Source organism: Chryseobacterium sp. FR054 (genome assembly GCF_056844565.1).
Genome location: NZ_JBXDSA010000002.1, coordinates 843,542 through 868,978 on the forward strand (window position 1 = coordinate 843,542; position 25,437 = coordinate 868,978).

Sequence of the window (25,437 nt, forward strand, 5' to 3'; positions counted from 1 at the left end):
AAGGTTCAAAGATAAAGAAATCTTGGCTGTCTGGTTAATGCAAAATAAAAACCGCCTCGGTTGAAGCGGTTTCTTTATGTTCAGGGCAGTTCTTATTGCTTTTTATCATTTCCGTAGTAAAAATCAATCTGTTTACAAAGGCTGATAATGGCAGCTTTACCGGATGAAGTGAAGCCTTCCTCATAATATTCGTCTTTTGTTCCCTTATTAAATACTTTATGTCTTCTGGCCGGAATGTCAATCTCAGAAATTGATGTATTACAGCTTAAGCAGATACTGATCTGATCGGTTTTCCTGTTTCCTTTAAAAAATACCAATCCTAAATGAGGCCGGAAACAAGCGGCTGAACTTTCCCCATACGTTGAGTTTGCTGCTAAGGCAGATAATATCTGATCCGCCTGTTGCTGCGTCAGAAACTGCTGTTTTGATATGACAGGAATAAACTTTCCGTTTTCATCAATAGCATTGGGGAATTTTTCTTCATCACCCATAAAGTCGTAAGCAATAACCCGGTCATAATCAAGCTGGCTGAAAGGAATCCCGTTTTTCAGATTGGGCTTCAGAATATCTGCTGTATGAATATATTGCAGTAATGCTTTTTCTTTTAAAAAAGTAAGAGAATCGGAGTATAAAGAAGATATAGAAGGTTCCTGTATCTCCTCATTTGATATTTTAGATGTTTCAGCTGTTTTTTGGCAGGAGAACAGAAAAAATGTCAATCCAATGAATATGGATTGACATATTGATATTGTATTGAATAATAGTTTCACTTTCTCAGATATTATTCACGATGTTCATACATCTTATTGTAGAGGTCAATAAATTTCTCTTTAATGGCTTTTCTTTTCAGTTTTAAAGTAGGAGTAAGAAGACCTCCGTCAATACCCCAAACTTCAGGGGTCAGTTCAATTTTCTTGATCTTTTCCCAGTTTCCAAGATGTTCGTTGATGCCGTCTATTTCCTTTTCAATTCTTGCTTTCAGTTCAGGACTTTTTGCAATTTCTGCGGGAGAAGATCCGATATTTAAATTATTTCTCATCGCCCAGTTCTTGGCAAACTCAAAATCCGGCTGTACCAGTGCACACGGCATTTTCTCGCCATCACCAACCACCATGATCTGCTCGATGAATTTAGAAGCTTTGGCTAAATTTTCAATGGTCTGTGGGGCAATATATTTACCTCCTGAGGTTTTGAACATCTCTTTTTTACGGTCTGTGATCTGAAGGAAACCTTCGCTGTCGATGTGGCCGATATCTCCGGTTTTAAAGAATCCGTCATCAGTAAAAGCCTCTTTGGTCATCTCTTCATTTTTGAAATATCCTTTGAAGACAGAAGGTCCTTTTACCGTAATTTCACCATCTTCCTGGATCTTCACCTGTAAATTATCCAACGGAGGTCCTACCGTTCCGATTTTCATTTTATTCACACTGTTTACAGAGATCACAGGAGAAGTCTCCGTTAAACCATATCCTTCCAGGATCGGAATTCCGGCATTCTGGAACATCAGATTTAATCGCGTAGATAAAGCCGCAGAACCGGAAACCAATGTAATGATCTCACCTCCCAAACCTTCTCTCCATTTAGAAAATACCAGTTTGTCAGCAATGATCTGCTGTAATCCGGAAGGTTTTGAAACTTCCTTCTTTTTATTGATAAGATTCAGAGCCCAGAAAAATATTTTTGATTTCAGACCTCCCGCTGAAGAACCTGTATTGTAAATTTTATCGTACACTTTTTCTACAAGTCTCGGTACCACACTCATATAGTGAGGCTTTACTTCTTTCACATTTTCTCCCATCTTATCGATGCTTTCTGCGAAATATACGGAGAAACCGTTGTACTGGAAAAGATAGAAAAGCATTCTTTCAAAAATATGACAGATCGGAAGGAAGCTCAGTACTCTGGTATCTTTATAGTCTAAACTCTTTTTCTTCGGAATCCTCGGAACAGAACCTAAAACATTGGAAACAATATTGTGGTGGGTAAGCATTACACCTTTCGGCCTTCCCGTAGTTCCGGAAGTATAAATAATAGTTGCCAGATCTTCAGCGTTGATCGCGTTGGAAAGATCTTCCACTTCAATCTGTGTGGAATCATCCTCACCAAGATCCAGGATTTCTCTCCAGTTGGCTGCCCCGCTTACCGTATCGAATGTGAAGATCCCTTGTAGAGTGGGAATATTATGCTTTACCTTCATCACCTTGTTAAGGAGCTCTTTATCAGACACGAAACAGTACTGTATCTCGGCATTGTTAAAGATGAATTCGTAGTCTTCAGGAGAAATACTCGGATAAACAGGTACGGAAACTACCCCGATCTGGGATAATCCGAAATCCATGATCGCCCATTCTGTACGGGAATTCGTTGTGATCAGCGCGATTTTGTCACCGGGTTTTATACCCAGCTTCAGAAGTCCTCTGGATATTTTATTTCCTTCATTGATAAACTCCTGTGTGGAAGTTTTTTTCCATTCACCCTGATATTTGGTCACAAACATATCCGTTTTAGGAAATTTTTCTAAAGCGTAATGTGGAATATCGAATAATCTCTTGATCGTCATGATTTTTTAAGTAATATTTAAAGAAATCTAAATATAAGCATTTTTTTTAATTGCAGACCGCAGAAATCACTAATTGGAAATTAATTGAATGCCTGCCATAATATATAAATCCTCAAAACATCTTCCGGATCCCGGAAATATTAAAAATACAGACCAATCTTTATTACAGATTTCTTATTACCGATTCTATTTTCAGATTTCGCCAAAAAGTGTAAATTTACGGCTATCTAATTATTATTTTTTATGGACTTTAATTTATCCGAAGAACAGCTGATGATTCAGCAGGCTGCAAGAGATTTTGCACAAAACGAACTATTACCTGGAGTTATTGAAAGAGACCGTGACCAGAAATTCCCTGCAGAACAGGTGAAGAAAATGGGGGAAATGGGACTTTTGGGAATGATGGTGGATCCTAAATACGGTGGAGCAGGTATGGACAGCGTTTCTTACGTTCTGGCAATGGAGGAGATCGCAAAAATAGATGCTTCTGCAGCAGTGGTAATGTCTGTAAACAACTCATTGGTATGTGCAGGTCTTGAAAAATTCGCTTCCGAAGAGCAGAAAGTAAAATACCTTACCCCCCTTGCAAGCGGACAGGTAATCGGTGCTTTCGCTTTATCTGAGCCTGAAGCAGGTTCCGATGCAACCTCTCAGAAAACAACCGCTGAAGATAAAGGTGATTATTACCTTCTGAACGGAATCAAAAACTGGATCACGAACGGAGGAACCGCTTCTTATTATATCGTGATTGCACAGACTGATCCTGAGAAAAAACATAAAGGAATCAACGCTTTCATCGTAGAAAGAGGTTGGGAAGGTTTTGAAATCGGATTAAAAGAAGATAAACTGGGAATCAGAGGAAGTGATACACACTCTCTGATCTTCAACAACGTAAAAGTTCCGAAAGAAAACAGAATCGGTGAAGACGGTTTCGGATTCAACTTTGCAATGGCTGTACTGAACGGAGGAAGAATCGGTATTGCTTCCCAGGCTTTAGGAATTGCATCAGGAGCTTACGAACTGGCTTTGAAATATGCAAAAACAAGAAAAGCTTTCAAAACAGAGATCATCAACCATCAGGCTATTGCTTTCAAATTAGCAGATATGGCTACCCAGATCACAGCAGCAAGAATGTTGTGCTTCAAGGCAGCCTGTGAGAAAGATGCAGGAAAAGACATCTCTGAAAGCGGTGCGATGGCAAAATTATACGCTTCTCAGGTGGCTATGGATACTACCATTGAAGCCGTACAGATCCACGGCGGATACGGATATGTAAAAGAATATCACGTAGAAAGACTGATGAGAGATGCCAAAATCACGCAGATCTATGAAGGTACTTCCGAGATCCAGAAAATTGTGATCTCCAGAAGCATCGCAAAATAAAAATAATATCAACACACTGCTTATGAAAAAATCTTTGTGGATCACCCTCGGAGTTGTTCTCCTGCTGATTGGCGTATTTGTATGGTATAAATTTTTCTTCGTTTTCGGAGAAGGAGTAAAATCCGGATACCTGAACTACGCAATGAAAAAAGGCTATGTCTTCAAAACCTATGAAGGAAAGCTGATTCAGGAAGGTTTCGGAAGAGGAAAAACAGGCACGATAACGAGCTATGAATTCGAATTTTCCGTAGAAGATCCTGAAATTTTCAAACAGTTGGAAAACAACAGCGGTAAAACCTTTGATCTCCATTATAAGGAATACAACGGAACCCTTCCGTGGAGAGGAAATACAAAGTTTATTGTAGACAAAGTAGTGAATATGAAATAAGATGAAAGGCTCCCGGAAGGGAGCCTTTGCATTACAAACCACTTTTTATAATATATGATGATCTAACCTTAAAGATTATGAACATGGTTAGACATTATATTTAAGACTGGTCATAAAACAGCATCATGTATTTCAGCCGGATTTTATGAACACTTAAATATAGAAAGAACAAACAGGATGGCTCACTGATCCTGATTAAAATAATATTAAAAATACAGTAACCCGGGTACACCGGAAATTGACTGTCCAAAAAACACAGAAAAATCCGCCTCGGGGAGACGGATCAGAAAAATTTAATGTGAATTGTTATCAGAAACTTTTTTGTTTCTTTTTTTATAGAAGTAATATCCTATACCGGCAATCAGGAATAATGGCCACAGCGGAAGAAGGAAAAGGAAAATGGAAGTAATCACATTCCAGCCTGAAGAAATAGCCGCCATCGATCTCCCTCCGAAAGATTCCGATTCTTTTCCATTGGCTTTATCAGTAATGGTTACCACAATATTACAGATCGTATTATCAGCATAATGATCTCCGGTAGTCCGGATGTTTTTGCTTTCAACCGTTCCGATACTGCTTAAATCATTCATCAGGTTGTCAAAGTTCCTTATAGGTACCTTAATTTCCATATAATATGATTTCTCGTTCGCTGCTTCATCAGAAGACTGTCTGTCTGAATATTCGGAAGCAACATAAGAGAGCGCTTCGCTTTTTACCAATCCGTTATTTTTTATTGTTTCTTCTTTAATAACATCTTTTATCGTTTCAGTATTATCTGCTGCAATGGATAATTCTCCGGATTTTACCAGTCTGTTTTTTACAGCCAGTTCATAACTGTCGTTTTTAGGTTTGTCTTTGTATACAATTTTGGTTTCTTTAATGACTTTCGGAGCCGGTACATTCACCACGATTTTCTCAGATTTCTTTTCTGCCGAATCTTTTTTCTCCGTTTTGGATTCCAGTTTTACAGAAGCAATTTTATCTGATAAAGAATCTGCGCTTTTTGCTGTACTCTCTATCTTCCGTTGAATATCTTCCTGGGTATCGTCAAAATCTTTTATTCTTACATTGGCAGAATCCAGGATAGCACCCGCTTTATTGCTTATTGAGTTAGCTGTTTCTGTCATTGCTGAAGCAGTACTGTCTGCTGAATTAACCACGCCTTCTATTTTCGATTGTGCAGTTTCTCCCTTTTTGCAGGTAATAAATGTAAGAGATACTGCGGCCATTAATAGGAACTTTTTCATAATATTAATTTTTTGATGAAGTAAAATTAAGACCGGATCTCTTGTAGCACTTGTAAATGGAATGTATTATACTGGTAAAATTTTAACATTTTGATTTTCATTATTTTGTATTTGTTTTACAAAAGATTTACAAAGCCGTCAAATGAAAAAAAACTAAGAAAATCGCATGGTGCAATAAAAAATCTGCTCAATCTGCCAGATCAGCGGGAGAATAAAAAGAAATCTTTAGGTTGGAAAAACGCAAAGATTAAACTTAAAAATCAAAGTGTTTAAAATAAAACTTTCGTGACTTCGTGGTTTAAAAAAAGTTTAAACATCATTAATATAAAAATAAATTGCGTCTCTGTACTTCCCGGCAATACAAAAAAATCCGCAGAAAACTTCTACGGATATTATATGTTTTGAAACTTCTGCAGCCTTATTTAGCTGTTCTGAAATTCACTGATAAAATGCAGTTTCACATTCGGGAATTTTTCCTGCGTCATATGAATCGTGAATGAAGAATCTGCCAGGAATACCAGTTGATTATATTTATCTCTGGCAAGGAATCTCTGCTTTAATCTTGCAAACTCTTTGAATTCCTCAGATCTTTCATCAGCTTCTACCCAACAGGCCTTATGCATCGAAAGCGGCTCATAGGTACATTTCGCTCCATATTCATGCTCCAGACGGTACTGGATTACTTCATACTGAAGGGCACCTACGGTCCCGATGATCTTTCTTCCGTTCATTTCAAGGGTGAATAACTGAGCAACACCTTCGTCCATCAGCTGATCGATACCTTTGGCAAGCTGTTTGGCTTTCAGCGGATCGTTGTTGTTGATATAACGGAAATGTTCCGGTGAGAAACTTGGAACTCCTTTAAAGCTTAATTTTTCACCACCGGTTAATGTATCACCGATTCTGAAACTTCCTGTGTCATGAAGACCTACGATATCTCCTGGGAAACTTTCGTCTACCACTTCTTTTTTATCGGCAAAGAAAGCATTCGGAGAAGAGAACTTCATCTTTTTACCTTCTCTTACCAGCAGGTAATTTTCGTTTCTTTTGAATGTTCCGGAAACAATTTTCACAAAAGCGAGTCTGTCTCTGTGTTTAGGATCCATATTCGCGTGTATCTTGAAAACAAAACCTGTGAAAGTGCTTTCTTCAGGTTTTACAAGACGTGTATCACTTTCTTTAGGCTGCGGCATCGGGGCAATTTCAATGAAGGCGTCCAGAAGTTCGCGTACTCCGAAATTATTCAGTGCAGAACCAAAGAAAACAGGCTGTAAATCGCCTTTCATATAATCTTCACGGCTGAATTCCGGGTATACAGACTGTACCAGCTCCAGTTCATCCCTTAAAGTACGGGCCGCTTTTTCGCCGATCACTTCATCAATAGAAGGATCATTAATATCATCAAACCTGATCGTTTCTCCAACTTTCTGTTTCTTTTCCTCCAAAAACAGCTGAATATTGTTTTCCCAGATGTTATAAATCCCCTGGAAATCGCTTCCCATACCAATAGGCAGAGAAAGCGGAACAACGCTTAATCCCAGTTTCTGCTCAACTTCATCCAGAAGATCAAAAGCGTCCTTACCCTCACGGTCAAGTTTGTTGATGAAAACCAGCATTGGGATATTTCTCATCCGGCATACCTGGACCAGTTTTTCGGTCTGTTCCTCAACCCCTTTTGCTACGTCAATAACTACAATCACAGAATCTACGGCCGTTAAAGTTCTGTAAGTATCTTCAGCAAAATCCTTGTGACCCGGTGTATCCAGAATGTTGATCTTATGGTCTTTATATTCAAATGCCAATACGGAAGTCGCTACCGAGATTCCTCTCTGTCTTTCGATCTCCATAAAGTCGGAAGTGGCTCCTTTTTTTATCTTGTTGGATTTTACCGCACCTGCTTCCTGAATAGCTCCCCCGAAAAGAAGTAATTTTTCAGTAAGCGTTGTTTTTCCGGCATCCGGGTGGGAGATGATCCCGAAAGTTTTTCTTTTTTGTATTTCTTTGATTAAGTCTGACATATCGTATTTTGAAGTTGCAAAAATCGTGATTTTTTGCGAGGTTTTCAAATCTGGTGAACTTCTATTTTGAAAATAATCCTATAAATAAGTAAAATACATAGATGAAGCCCAGAACAAAGGCAAAAGCAACCACTGCTATTACCCATTCAAATTTTCCAAATTTTGGAGCAGGGGATGACTCTGGTGTCAGATAATACGTTTCCAAAGTACGGAAGCTTATTTTAAGATCAGGCCGGAAAGTCTGTACACCCAGCAGAAAATGCCGGTAGAGCTCATATTTATTTTTAAAGCTGTAATAATTATGATTGAGACTGATCTGACTCATTACGGCTTCTCCGGATTTATCATGTTTAAAAACAATGAGTGATTGGGTGAAGGAAGGCTGGTAGCTGTCTCTGCTGCTTACATCGGAAAGATATTTGTCGTTGGACGGGCAGAGGTCAGAATACTGTAAAGAGGAAATGAGTTTATTTTCAGCACTATAAATAGCTATTCCTTTTTCATCCACAATCACTTTGTGGTAATCATTTTTTCTGCCTTTAATCATATAGATCACCAGAAAAACAGAGAGAGCAGTGAGGACGGTTCCCGCAATAAGGAGAATAAAAAACTGATCCGGCTTATTATACAGGTAATCCGTAAATCCATAATCCCGGATTTCACAGACAAGAGTGAGTATCACAGCAGCTGTGGCAATAATCCCGGTCCAGACGAGGATAATTCCGAAGTAAGTCAGCGGCCGGTTGATTTCCGATTCCAGAGAGGTAAACTTTTCCTGCATAATTAACAATTAAAGATCATAAAGAATCAATATTGATTTATTTTTTTTAGACTATTTGATTTTACAGTGGCTTTCAATACCCAGAACTAAAAGTAATTTTAAGTAAATATCATCACCAGCCCGACCAATAATCCGGCAGTTAAAAATACGGCTAAAAAAATAAGAAGTAAAAATGAGGTCGAGCTTTTATCATTGACCTGCCATGTTTCTTTATCGATGGAATAATCCCGGAAGACTTTCGGATCAATTTTCAGGTCCGGCCGGAAAACTGAAACTCCTTTCAGAAAATGAGCATACAGATGAAGGCGGTTGCTGACCACGTGGACGGGAAGGCTCATTTCAATCCGTATTACTTTTGTGCCTTCTTTTTCATTCCGTACAGAAAATTCAAGAAGAGGAAAAAGACCTTTGGATGATCTGTCGGTAGTGGTAATGTCAAAACCGCGGCCTGAAGGGGAAAGATCAGTATATAGTACCTGAGTTACAGCTTTACGGTGGCCATTGTAATAGAATAATCCCATATCATTGACTATGATTTTCCTGGCTGTACGTTTTCTTTTGATAACATAGAACCAAACAGAAGGAGCCCATATAAAAACGAGCAGCAGAAAACAGATGATCACAGGAACGGCTATACCTTCCCATCCTCTTTTATAGATGCCGTAGACAGGAAATGCTCCGAAAATAAGAAGAAAGAACAGCAGAAGTCCATACAGAAGCATATTGATAATCAATGTTGTCATTACATTAATCTGTGATTCAACAGCAGGGAAAATTTCTTTTTGACTCATATTTTCACCGGGGTTATCATAAACAGGCGAAAATAAGTATTTCCTTTTTTAGTTGTTTAAGGGAATCAAAAAAATTATCTTTGTTTTTATTAAATTTTTTATAGAAATAGAATGGAAAATAGCAGGTATCCGAAGTATACTTTTACATGGATCGGGGGGCTTGTCTTACTGGCAGGATTATTCATAGGGACAATGTCTGTTTCTTTTTTTAATCTCTTTTGGAAAATTGTCTTCAAAGAAAATCTGGAGCTTAAAGAATGGTATCTTATGCTGGCCAATGCAGCCGGTTTTCTTACGGCAATCGCCTTTTTTGATTTTTTCATCGTGAGACCTTCCACAGGAAAGAAACTTAACTTTAACTTTTCCACGACCAATTTCTACACATACGTTCTGATCTTTCCCATGATGACCGGAATGATGTTTATTGCAGAATTCACCACCTCGCTTATTCCTACAACAGGGCCGTTCTGGGGGAAATACTATGAATTTTTCTCCGAGCTGATGAACCAGCTTACCTTTGAACCGGTCATGATGATCATCATGACCGTGATTATGGCTCCCATTTTTGAAGAAATCATCTTCAGGGGGATTATCCAGAAAGGACTGATCAATAAAGGGGTAAATCCACGGAGGGCTATTTTCTATGCTTCCGTGATCTTCGGCCTGGTGCACGGAAATCCGTGGCAGTTTGTAGGAGCAGTGCTTCTGGGCTGTGTTCTGGGTTGGGTATATTATAAGACAAAATCGCTGCTGCTGCCTATGCTGCTGCATGCTTTTAATAACCTGTGTTCATCACTGCTGATCACTTATACCAAAAGTGAAAGCTTTGCAGACGCATTTAAAGTTCCGGAATGGGCGGTTCTCATTGCAGGACTGGTACTGTTCTCCCTGTTTTATTACCTTTTCACGAAAAAGTATAAAGTACACTACGCCGAAATTTAATGCACAGGGAAACCGGAATAAAAAAGAATTAAGTAAAAATGAATATAGATATGGAATTATTGGTTGCTACACACAATGAGCATAAAAAAGAAGAGATCCAGCAGATTCTGGGAAATGATTTTACGGTAAAAAGCCTTACAGATTATGATATTCATGAGGAAATTATAGAAGACGGCGATTCTTTTAATGCCAATGCCCTGATCAAAGCGAAATACTGTTTTGAAAAGACGGGAATTCCAAGTTTGGGAGACGATAGCGGCCTGGCAGTTGAATCACTGGATGGCAGACCGGGGATTTTTTCCGCACGCTATGCCGGGGATCATGATTTTGCTAAAAATATAGAGAAGGTTTTAAGTGAAATGGAAGGTGAAGACAACAGAAAAGCCTATTTTATTACAGTTCTCTGCTATTATGACGAAAACGGGGCAAAATATTTTGAAGGAAAAGTACATGGGAATCTGTTAACAGAAAACAAAGGGCACAAAGGCTTCGGATACGATCCTGTTTTTGTTCCTGAAGGGTACGACAGAACCTTTGCTGAAATGAACCCCGGAGACAAAAACAAAATAAGCCACCGCAAGCAGGCATTGGATCTGTTTCTGGATTTTTTAAAAGTAAAAGACTAAACTGGCTGTATAAAATTCCCTTCCATCGGTTGGGAATTTAATTTTCCGGGAAACCGGAGAACACAAAAATACAGAAGAATCTCTATAAAGAATTATTTTTCGATTTTCTGTCGTACATTTGTTTATAATAAACTATTGATTTGAGTACTTATTTAACGATATTAGGCTTTAATTCGGCAATTCCTACCATCAATTCCTCACCCACAGCCCAGCTGCTGGAAATGGAAGAAAGACACTTCCTGATCGACTGTGGAGAAGGAACGCAGGTACAGCTGAGAAAAGCCAAAGCAAGATTTTCAAAGATCAACCATATTTTTATTTCACATCTTCACGGAGACCACTGTTTCGGTCTGCCGGGACTGATTGCCTCTTTCCGTCTTCTGGGAAGAGAAAACCCTCTTCATGTATACGGTCCGAAAGGAATCAAAAAAATGCTTGAAACTATTTTTCAGATCACGGAAACCCACCGGGGTTTTGAAGTGGTTTATCATGAGCTGGATAAAGATTATTCAGAAAAGATTTATGAAGATAACAGGGTAGAGGTATACACAATTCCTTTGGATCACAGGATTTACTGCAATGGATATCTTTTCAGGGAAAAACCAAAGGAAAGACATCTGAATATGAAAGAAATCGCAAAATACAGTGAAATAGAAAGCTGTGACTACCACAACATAAAAGCAGGAAAAGATTTTGTGCTGAGTGATGGTTACGTCCTTAAAAATGAAGTGCTGACCCTTGATCCGGCACCTCCGGTTTCCTACGCATTCTGCAGTGATACCCGCTATCTGGAAAGCGTTATTCCGGTCATTAAGAATGTTACCGTACTTTATCACGAATCCACATTCCTTCACGATCTGAAAGAAATGGCAGACTATACCGGGCATTCCACAGCACTGGAGGCGGGCATGATTGCTCAGAAAGCACAGGTTGGAAAATTGATTTTAGGACATTTCTCCAACAGGTATGCAGACCTGACAGTATTTACCGATGAAGCAAGAACTGTTTTCCCTAATTCTTTTCTGCCGAAAGCGTTGGAAAATGTAAAAATCTGAAACCGGTATGCTGAATTTTGAAGAATTAAAAAGTTTTTTAGACGAAAAAGCAGACCGCTATAACAACCCCGATTTTATAGAAAATGACCCTGTACAGATTCCGCACCGGTTTTCTTTAAAGCAGGATATAGAAATTGCCGGCTTTCTGGCAGCCACTATTTCCTGGGGAAACCGGAAATCAATTATTAATTCAGCAGAAAAGATGCTCGGAATTATGGGGAATTCTCCTTATGATTTTGTACTCAGTCACACAGAAAAAGATCTGGAAAGCTTCCAGGATAAAAGTATTCACAGAACATTCAATGGTGAAGATTTTGCTTATTTTATAAGGCAGTTCCGCAGAATTTATAAAGAAAACGAAAGCCTGGAAAACCTGTTTATGATGCAGGATCAGGAAACAAATTTTCAGCATGCGATCGAACGGTTCAGAAACGGATTTCTTGAAACAGGGAAACACAGAAGCCATAAACATATCAGTTCTCCCTACAAAAACTCTTCCGCCAAAAGGATTATCATGTTTCTGAGATGGATGGTGAGAAAAGATAAACGTGGCGTGGATTTTGGAATCTGGGAAAATATAGATCAGAAATACCTGTCTATTCCGCTGGATGTTCATACCGGAAATATATCAAGAAAGCTGGAGCTGATTCAACGGACACAGAATGACTGGAAAACAGTGGAAGAACTGGATATTGCCATCAGACAATTTGATGAAAATGATCCCGCCAGATATGACTTTGCTTTATTTGGGCTGGGAGTGACAAAAGAACTTTTATAAATAAAACAGGATGAAGAAATACAGTGAAAAGACAGAAGTTTTAGAAAAAATAGCCAACGGAATTACCTGGTGGATTGGTTCTATTCCATCATTGATTGCCCATACTTTATTTTTTATCATATCATTCCTGTTGCCGATGCTTCATCTGGTTGAATTTGATAAAATGCTGCTGATCCTTACAACGGTCGTTTCTCTGGAGGCAATTTATCTGGCTATTTTCATTCAGATGTCTGTGAATAAAAGCCATGAAAAAATAGAAGATATCCAGGAAGATATTGAGGATATCCAGGAGGATATTGAAGAGATCAGTGAAGATATCGAGGAAATCAGCGAAGATATTGAAGAGATCAATGAAGATATTGAAGATATTCAGGAAGATATTGAAGAAATCAATGAGGATGAAGAGGATGAAGATCATAACGAAAGAGCCAGAAATGTAATGCTTAAAAGCAATGTAAGCTCCAATAAAAATGAGATCAAGGCTTTAAAAGATATTATTGCCCAGCTTCAGAGCGAAATAGAACAGCTGAAGAAAGATTAATAACAATACCATTATAAATAAGACGTAAACAGAGCCTGCTTCAGGCTCTGTTTTTTATTTTAAAAAAAAATATCCTACTGAATTTGTGGAATATTCATCGGTTAAGGTTTTTTGATTGTAATTTGATAATAAATTAAATTAAATCCACTTAACTGGGATATAAAATAGTAATATTTTTACTACATTTGAACAAACAAGAAAAAATGTTAAGTTATAGATTGAAAAAATACTTTTTATTTTCAGTATTGATGTTTATATCTGTTGGGGCCTTCGCACAGAACCTGCGTAGCAAACCTGCAAAAAAGAACCTTTCAGCAGAAAGTAAAAAAGCAGGAGCATTTATAGACGTAAATGTGCCTACGTATACACCTTCAGGATATACCATAGAAGATATGGTGAAGAAAGTACTGATAGCGGGAGGCTCCGTATGTGCCGTACCGAATGTAAGCAATGTAACGGTTTCCCCCAATCAACTGCCGACTGACCCTGACAGAGCTTGGGGGTATTTCCATAAAGGAACAACCAACTTTCCCTTTACCGACGGCCTTGTTCTTGTAGCCGGAAAAGCAAGGAAAGCCGGAAATGGCCCTGAATCAGGAGTATTATCGGATGAGGTTGCCGGAGGCGGCCTGAATGATCCGGACCTTGTAGCTGCCGTTAATCCTCCTGTTGATCTTAAAGATGTGGTAACAGTAGAATTTGATTTTGTTCCCAACAGCACCCAGGTAAAGTTTAATTATCTTTTTGCTTCAGAAGAATATACAAGTGGATATCCTTGTGGAGATTTTGCAGACAGTTTTGCGCTTCTTCTTAAAAAAGCCGGAGATCCTAATTATACCAACCTTGCAGTTCTTCCCAATGGGGCAGGACCGGTAAGTGTAACCAATATTGTTCCGCCAGGCGTAGGATGTAATAATGAAATAAAGAATGAGGAATATTTCGCAGGTCTGAATGATCCTGCAACAGAAACCAACTTTATTGGAAGAACGATTCCTCTTAAGGCGGTTGCTACGGTTATTCCGGGGCAGACTTATCACTTTAAACTGGTTTTGGCCGATGCGTCGGATCAGAGATTTGATTCCGCCGTATTTATTCAGGGAGGTTCTTTTGATATCGGAATGACAATTGTTGACGGCAACGGAAATCCGCTTGGTGAAACCGTTAATATGTGTGACAATACCCCACAGACCTTAAAAGCACAGGTAGTAGCAGCTCCGGGAACCACTTACAGATGGTATAAGAACGGAGAGTTTATCCCTTATGCAACCAATCCTACGTACGTAGCTACCGCACCTGGCGTTTATGAAGTAAGGACATATGTAGGAACAACAGAATGTCAGAAAGCAAGTGTAACCATTATTGGTGGAACTTCCCCCCTGGTACAGAATGCTACCATGAAGCTTTGTGCTACACCCACACAGAGTACCTTTAACCTGGAAGATGCCAAACCTCTTATCAGTACTACATCCGGAGCTACTTTTAGGTTTTATGCTAACCAGGCTGATGCCGTAGCTCAGAATAACAGCTATATTACCAATTTAACGGCTTATAACGGAACAGATAATCAGGTGATCTATGTTGTGGTAAAAAATGACGGTTTCTGCAGCAAAATGGCTACGCTTACGTTAAGACGGGAAGAAACTCCGGTAGTACAGCTGAATGCGCCGAAAATAAAGATTTGTGAAGGAGAAACGCTGGTTCTGACCGCTACCGGAGGAGTAACCTATCAATGGAGCGACACTTCTTCGAAAGAAGGAGTAAGAACAGTAAGTCCGGCTCAGACCACCACTTATACGGTTTATGCAATCGGCGCTCAGGGATGTAAATCATTACAGCCTGCCAGAATTACGATTGAAGTCGTTCCTGCCATTGTCTCTACATTAAAGGGCGGCCATATCTGTGTAGGAGACATGATTCTTCTGGATGCAGGTGCAGGTCCCGGGTATACCTATGAGTGGAACACCGGAGAAACCACACGCGCCATTACAGTAGGTGAACCGGGTGAATATACTGTAAAGATCAGCAACGGAGTATGTTCAAGAGAATTTAAAACCCAGGTGATCCGTGCGGTAGTCCCTCAGATCATCAAAGTAGATTATAACGACAACGGTACAATGGTTCTTACAGCGAGCAATCCAAGTAACGGTACCCTGGAATATTCGGTAGATAACGGCTTTACCTGGCAGTCCTCGAATGTCTTTACGAACGTACCTAAAAATAAAGTAATATCCATTAAGGTAAAGGTAAAGAATACGAGCTGTGAAGGATACCTGGAATATTTTACGTTTGTGATGAAGAATGTGATCACGCCTAACGGGGATAATGTGAATGATATCATAGATTTCAGCGGAGTAAGTGATTATAAAGACTTCAAAGGATTTGTATTCGACCGCTACGGAAGGGAAGTGTTCAAAGCAGAGAGGACACGTTTGTATTGGGATGGTTACTTCCAGGGAAAACGCCTTCCTACGGCATCTTACTGGTATCAGGTGACCTTTGAGGATCCTGCAAGCAAACAGCTTACGGTAAAGACAGGCTGGATCCTGCTTAAGAATATCGAATGATAATTCCATTTATATAGACAGAAGCTGGCTTATAGGCCGGCTTTTTTTATGGATTGAAAAATAAGGGAAGTTTTTATTGTAAAATAAATAAACATGTATTAATGATAATGTAAGTTGTATTCAATGAAGTTTAAATTAAAAAAAATAGTATTTTTGTTTAAAATAATATAAAATGTTAAATAGGAGAAGCACAAATTTATTTTTGGCATTATTTTTTGCATTAATAGGAAGCTTTGTCTTTTCACAAACCAGAACGGGCGTGGGTGTAGCCAACCGGCCTTCAGCAGCGTCGATGAAAGCCGGGGCTTTTATTGATGTTAATACTCCCAATTACCCTGAGTCCGGCTATACTATTGCACAGTTGGTAAAAGATGTACTGATATCCGGTGGAGGCTGTTCTACTTCCAATGTAAGCAATGTAAATGTTTCTCCCAATCTGTCCGCAAGTAATTCTAACCGAAGCTGGGGATATTTCAATAAAGCAACCACCAATTTTCCGTTTGCGAAGGGGATTATTCTTTCAACAGGATATGCGGCAAAAGCAGGTAACAGTTTTCAGGCTTCTTTGGATGATCAGCTTACGACTACGGGAGACCCCGATCTTGCAGCAGCTCTGAACGTTTCAAACAGCTCCCTGAGGGATGCTGCCTATATAGAATTCGATTTTGTACCTACTTCTACAGAGGTAAAGTTCAGATATTTATTTGCATCAATGGAATATCAGGGGAATTTTCCATGCCAGATCACGGATGGTTTCGCTTTATTGCTGAAGAAGGCCAGCGATCCTACTTATACCAATCTTGCTGTACTTCCCAACAATGCAGGCCCTGTAAGTGTTACCAATATTGTTCCTTCTGATTTTTACTGCGGACCTAAAAATGCTGCTTATTTCGGAGGATTGAACACCGCGCAGATTGAGACCAATTTTAAAGGACGTACCGTTCCTTTAACGGCTACCGCCACTGTTGTGCCCGGACAAACCTATCATTTTAAAATGGTTCTGGCAGATTACACAGACTTCAGATATGATTCTGCCGTTTTTCTTGAAGCAGGATCATTTGATATTGGGGTAAGCATTTTAGACCCTGCAGGAGTTCAGCTTCCTGCTTCTGTTAATATGTGTGATAATGCACCTCAGACTTTTACAGCCTCCGTGCAGGCTCCGAATGTGACTTATCAGTGGTACCTGGGTAACGATCCGATTCCCGGAGCTACCAATGCCAGTTATACAGCCACACAGCCTGGAGTATACAGTGTAAAGGTATATATTCAGGGCAACACGTGCCCCGGAACGGCAACAATAACCGTTGTAGGAGGAACGGCTCCCACCGTACAGAATGCTACTCTCACTGCCTGCTACGGACCCGGAAATGTCACATTTAACCTGCCGGCAGCACAGGCTTCTATAAGTACAACTCCGGGGGCTACCTTTTCCTATTATGTAAACCAGGCGGATGCTGTTGCAGGAAATGCAGCTACGATCCCAAGTCCTGCCACCTATTCCAGCCCGGGAGGACAGACTGTGTATGTCAGGGTAATGAACGGCTTCTGTCCGAAAATAGCAGAACTGCAACTGGTAAAGGCTCCGCAGATGACGGCTTCGGCTGCTCCTCCGGCAGTATTAACCTGTGCCAACTCTCAGACTACTTTAAATGCCTCCGCTTCTGTTTATCCTGCCGGATCTACCTTCAGCTGGACGACTACGGGCGGTAATATTGTTTCTGGAGATAATACACTGACTCCGGTAGTGAATGCTCCGGGAACCTATACTTTAACGATATCAAATACTTACCAGCCCGGAAATATAACCTGTACGGCTGTTACCAATGTAACTGTAACAGGAGACAGTGCTCCACCGGTTACCGGAATTACTGCCAGCAAGATACAGATCTGTAACGGAGAGTCTGTGGTTTTAACAGCGTCGGGCGGAGTTACCTATAACTGGACCGGTCTTACGGGAACAGGAAATACCCAGACAGTATCTCCTACTGCTACCACAACTTATACTGTTGCCGCAGTAGGAGCAAACGGTTGTGTTTCGCAGAATCCTGCAACCATTACTATTGAAGTTTCAAATCCAATCACCGTGCAGAATGCAGTGTTGCATAAATGTTATGCAACAGGGCTTACCTATGATCTTACAACAGCGCAGAGTCAGATGACCACAGTAGCAGGAGTTACTTTTACCTATTATGTTCTTCAGGCTGATGCCCTTGCCGAAAATGGAAATACGATTCCGGATCCTACAAATTATGCACCTCCGGGTAACCAGACAATATATGTTCTTGTAAAAAATGGAGGATGTCACTACGTGGTTTCTCTGCAGTTACTGAGAACAGAGGAAACTACTCTTACCATCGCAGCTCCGCAAACTGTTACCTGTACCACCCCTCAGGTTACTTTAAATGCATCTGCTTCAGTGGTTCCGGCAGGTTCCACCATTGCCTGGACAGCATCTGCGGGCGGAACTATTGTATCCGGTGCCGGCACCCTTACACCGGTGGTAAGTACAGGAGGAACTTATACCCTTACCGTAACCAATGTATCTCAACCGGGAAATCTTAGCTGTACCTATACAGCCAACGTTACGGTAACACAGGATACAACCAGACCGACAGCCACATTAGTGTCTTCACAGCCAAGAATATGTCTGGGTGAATCCGTAACTCTGACAGCTTCCGGCGGGGCGACTTATAACTGGGGGAACGGAATTACCGGAAATGGCAGTACACAGGTTGTTTCCCCTACATTAACCACCGTGTATACAGTACATGCTGTGGGCGCAAACGGATGTATTTCTGCTACTCCTGCAACCGTAACGGTTGTTGTTGGTCCGCCTATTGCAGGTATTGCCGCTTCCAGATCAAAAATATGTGCCGGGGAATCGGTAACACTTACCGCTACGGGAGGTTTCACTTACGAATGGGTAGGGCTTACCGGTAATGGAAATACCCAGACTGTTACCCCTGACGTTACAACAACTTACTCCGTTTATGCACTGGGAGGAAACGGATGCCGTTCAACTCAGCCTGCTACCGTGAAGATTGAGGTGGTTCCGGCTATCGTCTCTACACTGGCAGATGTTTCAGTCTGCGCAGGAGATACCGGAATACTTGATGCAGGAGCCGGGCCGGGCTATACTTATGTGTGGAGTAACGGGGCAACTACCCAGACTATATCTACCAACGTTCCGGGAACATATAGTGTTACCATAAGCAATGGAGTATGTTCCAAAACATTCTCTGCACAATTACTGAACCCGGATCTTCCGCAGTTTACCAATGTAGTATATGAAAACCATGTTCTTACCCTTACTTCAAGCAATCCGACCGGAGGTGCTTTGGAGTATTCCATAGACGGAGGAATAACTTGGCATCCGTCCAATGTATTTTACAATATTTTGGATAATACCAATTACCGTCTGCTGGTAAGGGTAAAAGGGGCAAAATGCGGTTCCACTCTGGAATTCTTTACCTTTATTATCAGTAATGCCATTACTCCGAATATGGACGGAATCAATGATACGATAGATTTCACAGGGGTCAGCGGTTATAACAATTTTGCCGCGTCAATTTTTGACAGATATGGTGCTGAAGTATTCAAGGCGAAAAAAGGGGACGCTGTATGGAAAGGTTCTTTAAAAGGAATCAATCTGCCTACGGGAACCTATTGGTATAAAGTACAGTGGGAACATCCGGCAAGTAAAAAGCTGGAACAACGCTCAGGTTGGATATTACTTAAAAATAGAAATTAATTAAATAGTAAAATAGAAAATTATTCACAAAATCTTTCATTTTTGAAAGATTTTTGTGTTTTTATGAGAGTTTTCCATGTATTTCTGTGATTTTTTCATTGAAAAGGATAAGTTTGTTAAAATGACTTTCTATGAAAAAACATCTACTCATATATCTGTTTTTAATGATTTCGTCTGTTTCATACGGACAGATTACAGGCCCCAGAGTACCTCCCCGGGAAAAGGTGCTTTCAGGGATTGCTGCCAGGGCAGGAGCCTTTATTGATGTGAATACCCCGAACTATCCTGAGTCCGGTTACAGCATTGAACAGCTTGTAAAAAATGTTCTGATTACTTCAGGAACCAGTACCTGCCTGACACCAATAGTAAATAATGTCAAAATAACACCCTCTTCTATTGTTACAGATAACAACAGAGCATGGGGATATTTTCATAAAGGAACTACTAATTTTCCTTTTAAAGATGGTATTGTACTTTCCACAGGTTTTGCAAGAAAGGCAGGAAATACTTCTGCAGGAACGCTGAGTGATAATAACGGAGGTGTGTCTGATCCGGATCTGGCTCAGGTGATAGGAGGATCTGGAACGCTCACGAATTCTGTACTGCTGGAATTTGATTTTGTCCCTACTTCTTCCCAGGTTAAGTTTAATTATCTTTTGGCATCCGAGGAATATATAGGATCATATCCCTGTGATTATGCAGATGCTTTCGCCATTTTACTGAGACCAACCTCAGGAGGCCCTTACCAGAATATGGCCATACTTCCCGGGGGAGCAGGTCCGGTAAGTATCACCAACATTCATCCGGCAATAACGGGTTTTGGCGGCTGTCCGGCAGTGAATGAACAATATTTCGGAGGCTATAATACAACTAATATCGAAACTAACTTTCAGGGAAGAACAGTACCGCTCACTGCAACAGCAACTGTGACTCCCGGGCAGGAATATCATTTTAAAATGGTAATTGCTGATTACTCACCGAGTAATTTTACCGACAGTGGTTATGATTCGGCTGTCTTTATAGAAGGAGGCTCTTTCGATTTCAGTATAGAACTTTTAGATGCCGGCGGGGCAACACTTCCTCCGGAAATTAATGTCTGTGATAATGTACCACAGCTAATTACAGCTTCCGTAAATACTCCCAATTTTCAGTATCAATGGTTTCATAACGGAAGTCTTGTTCCGGGAGCAACTACCAATGCGATTACCGCTACACAGCCGGGAACTTATGAAATTCAGGTAAGCATCCCCGGAGCACCATGCCCGGGAAAAGCATCCATAGAAATTCACGGTGGAACAACCCCTCTCGCACAGGATGCAACATTACTGTTGTGTGCAACTCCGGATATCACCACTTTCGATCTGACGAATGCTATACCTTTAATCAGCCCGACTCCCAATGCGGTATTCAGGTTTTATGTAAATCAGACGGATGCCATAGCCCAGAACGGAAACTATATTCAGAATATACTGAACTATAATGGAAACGACGGCCAGATCTTATATACCCTAGTATCGGATGGTAATTTCTGCAGCAAAATGATAGAGTTGAAGCTGTTGAAAGAGACTGCTCCTACTGCGGGACTGAAATCCTCAAGAATTAAAATCTGTCCGGGAGAAACCGTAACTCTGACTGCAGAAGGAGGAACGTCTTACCAATGGACCAATTTCCTGGGAACAGGGAATATACAGACAGCAACACTTTATCAGACTACGACCTTCACGGTATATGCGGTGGGAGCAAAAGGCTGCCGGTCATTAAATCCTGCCAGAATAACGGTAGAGGTTACCCCGGAACTTACTTCTCCACTGAAAGATGTGGAAATGTGCCTGGGAGACCGCGTTATACTGGATGCAGGTGCCGGACCTAACTATAAGTACCTGTGGAATACCGGAGCCACGACCCAGACTATTGTGGCGAGTGACTGGGGTGTTTATACCGTAGAAGTGGATAACGGATTCTGTAAAAAAACATTTACCGCTAAAGTAGGCGGCGCTGCCGTTCCTTTTGTAACTGCAGTGAACTATGAAAGCGCTAAGAAAACATTAACTGTTACCGCAGAAAATCCTGTGATGAACAATATGCCAAGCAGCCTGGAATATTCTATTGATAACGGAATTTCATGGCAGGACTCCAATACGTTTACCAACCTGCTGGATAATACCAATTATACCATCATGATAAGAAGAACAGGAACACACTGTGTAGGAACATTTGAATTCTTTACCCTTCACATCGCCAATGTAATTACACCTAATAACGACGGCATCAATGATGTGCTTGATCTGAAATCCCTGGGTGATTTCAAAAACTTTACAGGATCGGTCTTTGACAGATACGGTGTAGAGGTGTTCCGTTTTTCTAAAGAACTGCCGGTATGGAACGGAACAGTAGGAGGTAAGAAACTTCCGACCGCGACTTACTGGTATAAATTCAATTTTGAATATCCTAAGTCTAAAGTTCAGATGAACTGGTCCGGATGGATTATGTTGAAAAACAGAGATTAAAAACATACGATGAAGTCCTTTTCAGGTCAAAAATTAATGTAGAAGAATTTTTAACGGCAATAATTTCAAAAGACTGTTTTCACATTATTGTGAGACAGTCTTTTAATTTTTTTACAAATCTGAATTAAATAAAAATGCTGTGTTTTTATTCTTTTGTTGTTGATTTGCAGGCGTTAATGAAAATTTCTTATTGAATATTATTGCTTCATTATTTTATCTTTTTTGTAGAAAAAAGTTAAATATGTATATGGTATATTTAAAAAACAATTAAATTTGTTGAAACAAAAGTATTATGAGAAGAATTCTACCAGTTATTTATTTATTCCTTTTAACGGTTCCCGTTTTTTTATTTTCACAAACTCCACAACCCCGGAAACCTGTAAAAAGGCAGGCTACCGAACAGGCCCGCCGAGCAGGAAATTTTATTGATGTGAATGCGCCCGGATATGCGGAAAGCAGTTATTCTATCACACAGCTGGTAAAAGATGTTCTGATCTCATCGGGAACCAATACCTGTGTAACTCCTACTGTAAATAACGTGAAAATAACGCCTAATCATTTAATTAGCAATAATAACAGATCATGGGGATATTTCCACAAAGGAACAACCAATTTCCCTTTTAAGGACGGTATTGTACTGTCAACAGGATTTGCGAGAGAGGCCGGAAATAGTTTTGTAGACGGTCTGGACTCTAACAACGGCGGCGGAACAGATTCTGACCTGGCACAGGCAATCGGATCTACCGGGACACTTGCTGACGCTGTTCTTCTGGAGTTTGACTTTGTGCCTACCACATCCCAGATAAAATTTAATTATCTCCTTGCTTCCGAAGAATATTACAGTTCATTTCCCTGCGATTATGCTGATGCTTTTGCCATTTTGCTGAGACCTACATCAGGTGGACCTTACCAGAATATGGCCATACTTCCGGCGGGTGCGGGACCAGTAAGTGTAACAAATATTCACCCTGAAATTCCGGGAGACTGTCCTGCGGTAAACGAACAGTATTTCGCAGGATATAATACTACTAATATAGAAACCAATTTTAACGGAAGAACTGTTCCTCTTACAGCAACAGCAACCGTAATTCCGGGTCAGGAATACCACTTTAAAATGGTTATTGCCGATTATACCCCTTATTCTTTTCCCGATCACGTTTATGATTCTGCGGTATTCCTGGAAGGTGGATCCTTCAATATCGGGGTAGAACTTTTAGATCCGAGCGGGGCCACACTGCCTTCGGATATTAATGTCTGTGATAATGTACCGCAGGTAATTACTGCTTCTGTAAGTGATCCCAACCTTTTATACCAGTGGTTCTTTAACGGGAATCCTGTTCCCGGCGCTACTACGAATACCATTACAGCAGTACAGCCCGGAAGCTATACCATTGAAGTAAGTGTACCTGGAAATCCTTGTCCGGGAAAAGCTACCATAGAAATTCACGGTGGAACAACCCCTCTCGCACAGGATGCAACATTACTGTTGTGTGCAACTCCGGATATCACCACTTTCGATCTGACGAATGCTATGTCTTCGATAAGCCCGACTCCCGGTGCGGTATTCAGATTTTATGAAAATCAGGCGGATGCAGTGGCACAAAACAACAGCTATATTCAGAATGTACTGAACTATAATGGAAACGACGGCCAGATCTTATATACAGTAGTGTCAAACGGAGGATTCTGTAGTAAAATGATTGAACTGACCCTTCTGAAAGAAACAACTCCTGTTGCAGGAGTAAAATCTTCAAGGATTAAAATATGCCCGGGAGAAACCGTAACTCTGACTGCGGAAGGAGGAACGTCTTACCAATGGGCCAATTTCCTGGGAACAGGGAATATACAGACAGCAACACTTTATCAGACTACGACCTTCACGGTATATGCGGTGGGAGCAAAAGGCTGCCGGTCATTAAATCCTGCCAGAATAACGGTAGAGGTTACCCCGGAACTTACTTCTCCACTGAAAGATGTGGAAATGTGCCTGGGAGACCGCGTTATACTGGATGCAGGTGCCGGACCTAACTATAAGTACCTGTGGAATACCGGAGCCACTACCCAGACTATTGTGGCGAGTGACTGGGGTGTTTATACCGTAGAAGTGGATAACGGATTCTGTAAAAAAACATTTACCGCTAAAGTAGGAGGAGCTGCCGTTCCTTTTGTAACCGCCGTGAACTATGAAAGTGCTAAGAAAACATTAACTGTTACCGCAGAAAATCCTGTGATGAACAATATGCCAAGCAGCCTGGAATATTCTATTGATAACGGAATTTCATGGCAGGACTCCAATATGTTTACCAACCTGCTGGATAATACCAATTATACCATCATGATAAGAAGAGTAGGAACACACTGTGTAGGAACATTTGAATTCTTTACCCTTCAGATCACCAATATCATTACTCCTAATGACGATGGCATCAATGATGTGCTTGATCTGAAATCCCTGGGTGATTTCAAAAACTTTACAGGATCAATCTTTGACAGATACGGTGTAGAAATGTTCCGCTTCTCCAAAGAACAGCCTTCCTGGAACGGAACAGTAGGAGGTAAGAGACTTCCGACCGCGACTTACTGGTATAAATTCAATTTTGAATATCCTAAGTCTAAAGTTCAGATGAACTGGTCCGGATGGATTATGCTGAAGAACAGAGAATAATAAAACAGTATACATTAAAAAAGCCTTTCAGATTAATTTTGAAAGGCTTTTTTATTTATTGATTTTCTTTCCAGAGATTGGCAAAACCGATGAAATCAAGAACGCTCAGTTCCTCCGCTCTTTTATCTAAAAACTCATGCGTTTTTAAAGCTTCCGGAATTTCCAGTACCTTCAGGGAATTTGAAAGTTTCTTTCTCCTTTGGTTAAATCCTGCTTTTACGATCTTTTTAAAGAGGATTTCATTTCCGGCCAGGCCTTCTTTTGGATTTCTCGTCAGCCTGATGACGCCCGATTTTACTTTCGGAGGCGGATTGAAAACATTTTCATGCACCGTAAAAAGATAGGATACATCATAGTAGGCCTGGATCAGTACGGAAAGAATTCCATAGTCTTTGGTCCTCGGAACGGCTGCTGTTCTTTCAGCAACTTCCTTCTGAAACATTCCTACCATTTCAGGGATCAGCTCATAATGATCCACGATCTGAAACAGGATCTGCGAAGAAATATTATAGGGGAAATTGCCGATAATGGCAATCTGTTCTCCGTTCACGAAATGAAAATCCTGTTTCAGGAAATCTCCCACAAATGTTTTTTCCGTGATCTTCGGATAGTTGTTTTTCAGATATTCAATAGATTCGGTATCGATTTCTGCCAGATAGATGTTCTGATCTTTTTCAAGGAGATATTTGGTAAGAACGCCCATCCCGGGGCCTACCTCCATCACATGATGATAGTTCTCAAAACTAAGACCTTCCACGATCTTTCTTGCGATATTTTCATCTGTCAGGAAGTGCTGCCCCAGATGTTTTTTTGCTTTTACACTCAAAGTTTTTTATG

Annotated in this window: 18 protein-coding genes; 11 read left to right on the forward strand and 7 right to left on the reverse strand. The window is 40.5% G+C overall.

The window, feature by feature from the left end:
* Nucleotides 1–92: 92 nt before the first annotated feature.
* Complete coding sequence (locus tag AC106S_RS11145) at nt 93–719, reverse strand: hypothetical protein (protein ID WP_482439142.1); 627 nt, start codon at nt 717–719, stop codon at nt 93–95.
* A 62-nt stretch (nt 720–781) separates the two neighbouring features.
* Nucleotides 782–2,560 (reverse strand): AMP-dependent synthetase/ligase, encoded by a 1,779-nt coding sequence (locus AC106S_RS11150; protein WP_482439143.1) that lies wholly within the window; start codon nt 2,558–2,560, stop codon nt 782–784.
* A 243-nt stretch (nt 2,561–2,803) separates the two neighbouring features.
* Here AC106S_RS11150 and AC106S_RS11155 point away from each other — a divergent pair, with 243 nt between their 5' ends.
* Nucleotides 2,804–3,943, forward strand: a complete 1,140-nt coding sequence (locus AC106S_RS11155) for an acyl-CoA dehydrogenase (protein WP_482439144.1) — start codon at nt 2,804–2,806, stop codon at nt 3,941–3,943.
* Nucleotides 3,944–3,965: 22 nt separating this feature from the next.
* A complete protein-coding gene (locus AC106S_RS11160) occupies nt 3,966–4,331 on the forward strand; it encodes a hypothetical protein (protein ID WP_482439145.1) in 366 nt (121 codons plus the stop codon).
* A 293-nt stretch (nt 4,332–4,624) separates the two neighbouring features.
* Here the strand turns inward: AC106S_RS11160 and AC106S_RS11165 are convergent, their stop codons facing one another.
* The 4 genes from AC106S_RS11165 to AC106S_RS11180 form a co-directional block, all read right to left on the reverse strand.
* Nucleotides 4,625–5,578, reverse strand: a complete 954-nt coding sequence (locus AC106S_RS11165; RefSeq protein WP_482439146.1) for a DUF4349 domain-containing protein — start codon at nt 5,576–5,578, stop codon at nt 4,625–4,627.
* Between the two features lie 422 nt (nt 5,579–6,000).
* Complete coding sequence (locus AC106S_RS11170) at nt 6,001–7,596, reverse strand: peptide chain release factor 3 (protein WP_482439147.1); 1,596 nt, start codon at nt 7,594–7,596, stop codon at nt 6,001–6,003.
* 61 nt (nt 7,597–7,657) lie between these two features.
* Nucleotides 7,658–8,377, reverse strand: coding sequence for a hypothetical protein (locus AC106S_RS11175; RefSeq protein ID WP_482439148.1), 720 nt, complete (start codon nt 8,375–8,377; stop codon nt 7,658–7,660).
* A gap of 98 nt (nt 8,378–8,475) precedes the next feature.
* Nucleotides 8,476–9,168, reverse strand: a complete 693-nt coding sequence (locus tag AC106S_RS11180; protein WP_482439149.1) for a hypothetical protein — start codon at nt 9,166–9,168, stop codon at nt 8,476–8,478.
* Nucleotides 9,169–9,279: 111 nt separating this feature from the next.
* Between AC106S_RS11180 and AC106S_RS11185 the strand changes: the two genes are divergently transcribed.
* From AC106S_RS11185 to AC106S_RS11225, 9 genes are all read left to right on the forward strand, one after another.
* On the forward strand, nt 9,280–10,110 hold the full coding sequence (locus tag AC106S_RS11185) for a CPBP family intramembrane glutamic endopeptidase (protein ID WP_482439150.1): 831 nt from the start codon (nt 9,280–9,282) through the stop codon (nt 10,108–10,110).
* A gap of 38 nt (nt 10,111–10,148) precedes the next feature.
* A complete protein-coding gene (gene rdgB / locus AC106S_RS11190; protein WP_482439151.1) occupies nt 10,149–10,736 on the forward strand; it encodes an RdgB/HAM1 family non-canonical purine NTP pyrophosphatase in 588 nt (195 codons plus the stop codon).
* A gap of 140 nt (nt 10,737–10,876) precedes the next feature.
* Complete coding sequence (locus tag AC106S_RS11195; protein ID WP_482439152.1) at nt 10,877–11,791, forward strand: ribonuclease Z; 915 nt, start codon at nt 10,877–10,879, stop codon at nt 11,789–11,791.
* A 7-nt stretch (nt 11,792–11,798) separates the two neighbouring features.
* The gene (locus AC106S_RS11200) at nt 11,799–12,569 is read left to right on the forward strand and encodes a TIGR02757 family protein (protein WP_482439153.1); all 771 of its coding nucleotides are present in this window, start codon (nt 11,799–11,801) and stop codon (nt 12,567–12,569) included.
* Nucleotides 12,570–12,579: 10 nt separating this feature from the next.
* Nucleotides 12,580–13,110 carry a DUF1003 domain-containing protein gene (locus AC106S_RS11205; RefSeq protein WP_482439154.1) on the forward strand — a complete coding sequence of 177 codons (531 nt, stop codon included), beginning with the start codon at nt 12,580–12,582 and terminating at the stop codon, nt 13,108–13,110.
* A 218-nt stretch (nt 13,111–13,328) separates the two neighbouring features.
* Entirely contained in the window at nt 13,329–15,674 is a 2,346-nt protein-coding gene (locus tag AC106S_RS11210; protein ID WP_482439155.1) for a choice-of-anchor L domain-containing protein, read from the forward strand.
* A 202-nt stretch (nt 15,675–15,876) separates the two neighbouring features.
* On the forward strand, nt 15,877–19,428 hold the full coding sequence (locus tag AC106S_RS11215; RefSeq protein ID WP_482439156.1) for a choice-of-anchor L domain-containing protein: 3,552 nt from the start codon (nt 15,877–15,879) through the stop codon (nt 19,426–19,428).
* A 131-nt stretch (nt 19,429–19,559) separates the two neighbouring features.
* The gene (locus AC106S_RS11220; protein ID WP_482439157.1) at nt 19,560–21,935 is read left to right on the forward strand and encodes a choice-of-anchor L domain-containing protein; all 2,376 of its coding nucleotides are present in this window, start codon (nt 19,560–19,562) and stop codon (nt 21,933–21,935) included.
* A 292-nt stretch (nt 21,936–22,227) separates the two neighbouring features.
* The gene (locus tag AC106S_RS11225) at nt 22,228–24,600 is read left to right on the forward strand and encodes a choice-of-anchor L domain-containing protein (protein ID WP_482439158.1); all 2,373 of its coding nucleotides are present in this window, start codon (nt 22,228–22,230) and stop codon (nt 24,598–24,600) included.
* Nucleotides 24,601–24,655: 55 nt separating this feature from the next.
* Here the strand turns inward: AC106S_RS11225 and rsmA are convergent, their stop codons facing one another.
* Nucleotides 24,656–25,426 carry a 16S rRNA (adenine(1518)-N(6)/adenine(1519)-N(6))-dimethyltransferase RsmA gene (gene rsmA / locus AC106S_RS11230; protein ID WP_482439159.1) on the reverse strand — a complete coding sequence of 257 codons (771 nt, stop codon included), beginning with the start codon at nt 25,424–25,426 and terminating at the stop codon, nt 24,656–24,658.
* Between the last annotated feature and the right edge of the window lie 11 nt (nt 25,427–25,437).

What these genes read in the sequence shown, in the direction of transcription:
- AC106S_RS11150 (WP_482439143.1), bottom strand. Translation starts at nt 2,560, where the DNA reads ATGACGATCAAGAGATTATTCGATATTCCACATTACGCTTTAGAAAAA.
- AC106S_RS11155 (WP_482439144.1), top strand. Translation starts at nt 2,804, where the DNA reads ATGGACTTTAATTTATCCGAAGAACAGCTGATGATTCAGCAGGCTGCA.
- AC106S_RS11160 (WP_482439145.1), top strand. Translation starts at nt 3,966, where the DNA reads ATGAAAAAATCTTTGTGGATCACCCTCGGAGTTGTTCTCCTGCTGATT.
- AC106S_RS11165 (WP_482439146.1), bottom strand. Translation starts at nt 5,578, where the DNA reads ATGAAAAAGTTCCTATTAATGGCCGCAGTATCTCTTACATTTATTACC.
- AC106S_RS11170 (WP_482439147.1), bottom strand. Translation starts at nt 7,596, where the DNA reads ATGTCAGACTTAATCAAAGAAATACAAAAAAGAAAAACTTTCGGGATC.
- AC106S_RS11175 (WP_482439148.1), bottom strand. Translation starts at nt 8,377, where the DNA reads ATGCAGGAAAAGTTTACCTCTCTGGAATCGGAAATCAACCGGCCGCTG.
- AC106S_RS11180 (WP_482439149.1), bottom strand. Translation starts at nt 9,168, where the DNA reads ATGAGTCAAAAAGAAATTTTCCCTGCTGTTGAATCACAGATTAATGTA.
- AC106S_RS11185 (WP_482439150.1), top strand. Translation starts at nt 9,280, where the DNA reads ATGGAAAATAGCAGGTATCCGAAGTATACTTTTACATGGATCGGGGGG.
- rdgB (WP_482439151.1), top strand. Translation starts at nt 10,149, where the DNA reads ATGAATATAGATATGGAATTATTGGTTGCTACACACAATGAGCATAAA.
- AC106S_RS11200 (WP_482439153.1), top strand. Translation starts at nt 11,799, where the DNA reads ATGCTGAATTTTGAAGAATTAAAAAGTTTTTTAGACGAAAAAGCAGAC.
- AC106S_RS11205 (WP_482439154.1), top strand. Translation starts at nt 12,580, where the DNA reads ATGAAGAAATACAGTGAAAAGACAGAAGTTTTAGAAAAAATAGCCAAC.
- AC106S_RS11220 (WP_482439157.1), top strand. Translation starts at nt 19,560, where the DNA reads ATGAAAAAACATCTACTCATATATCTGTTTTTAATGATTTCGTCTGTT.
- AC106S_RS11225 (WP_482439158.1), top strand. Translation starts at nt 22,228, where the DNA reads ATGAGAAGAATTCTACCAGTTATTTATTTATTCCTTTTAACGGTTCCC.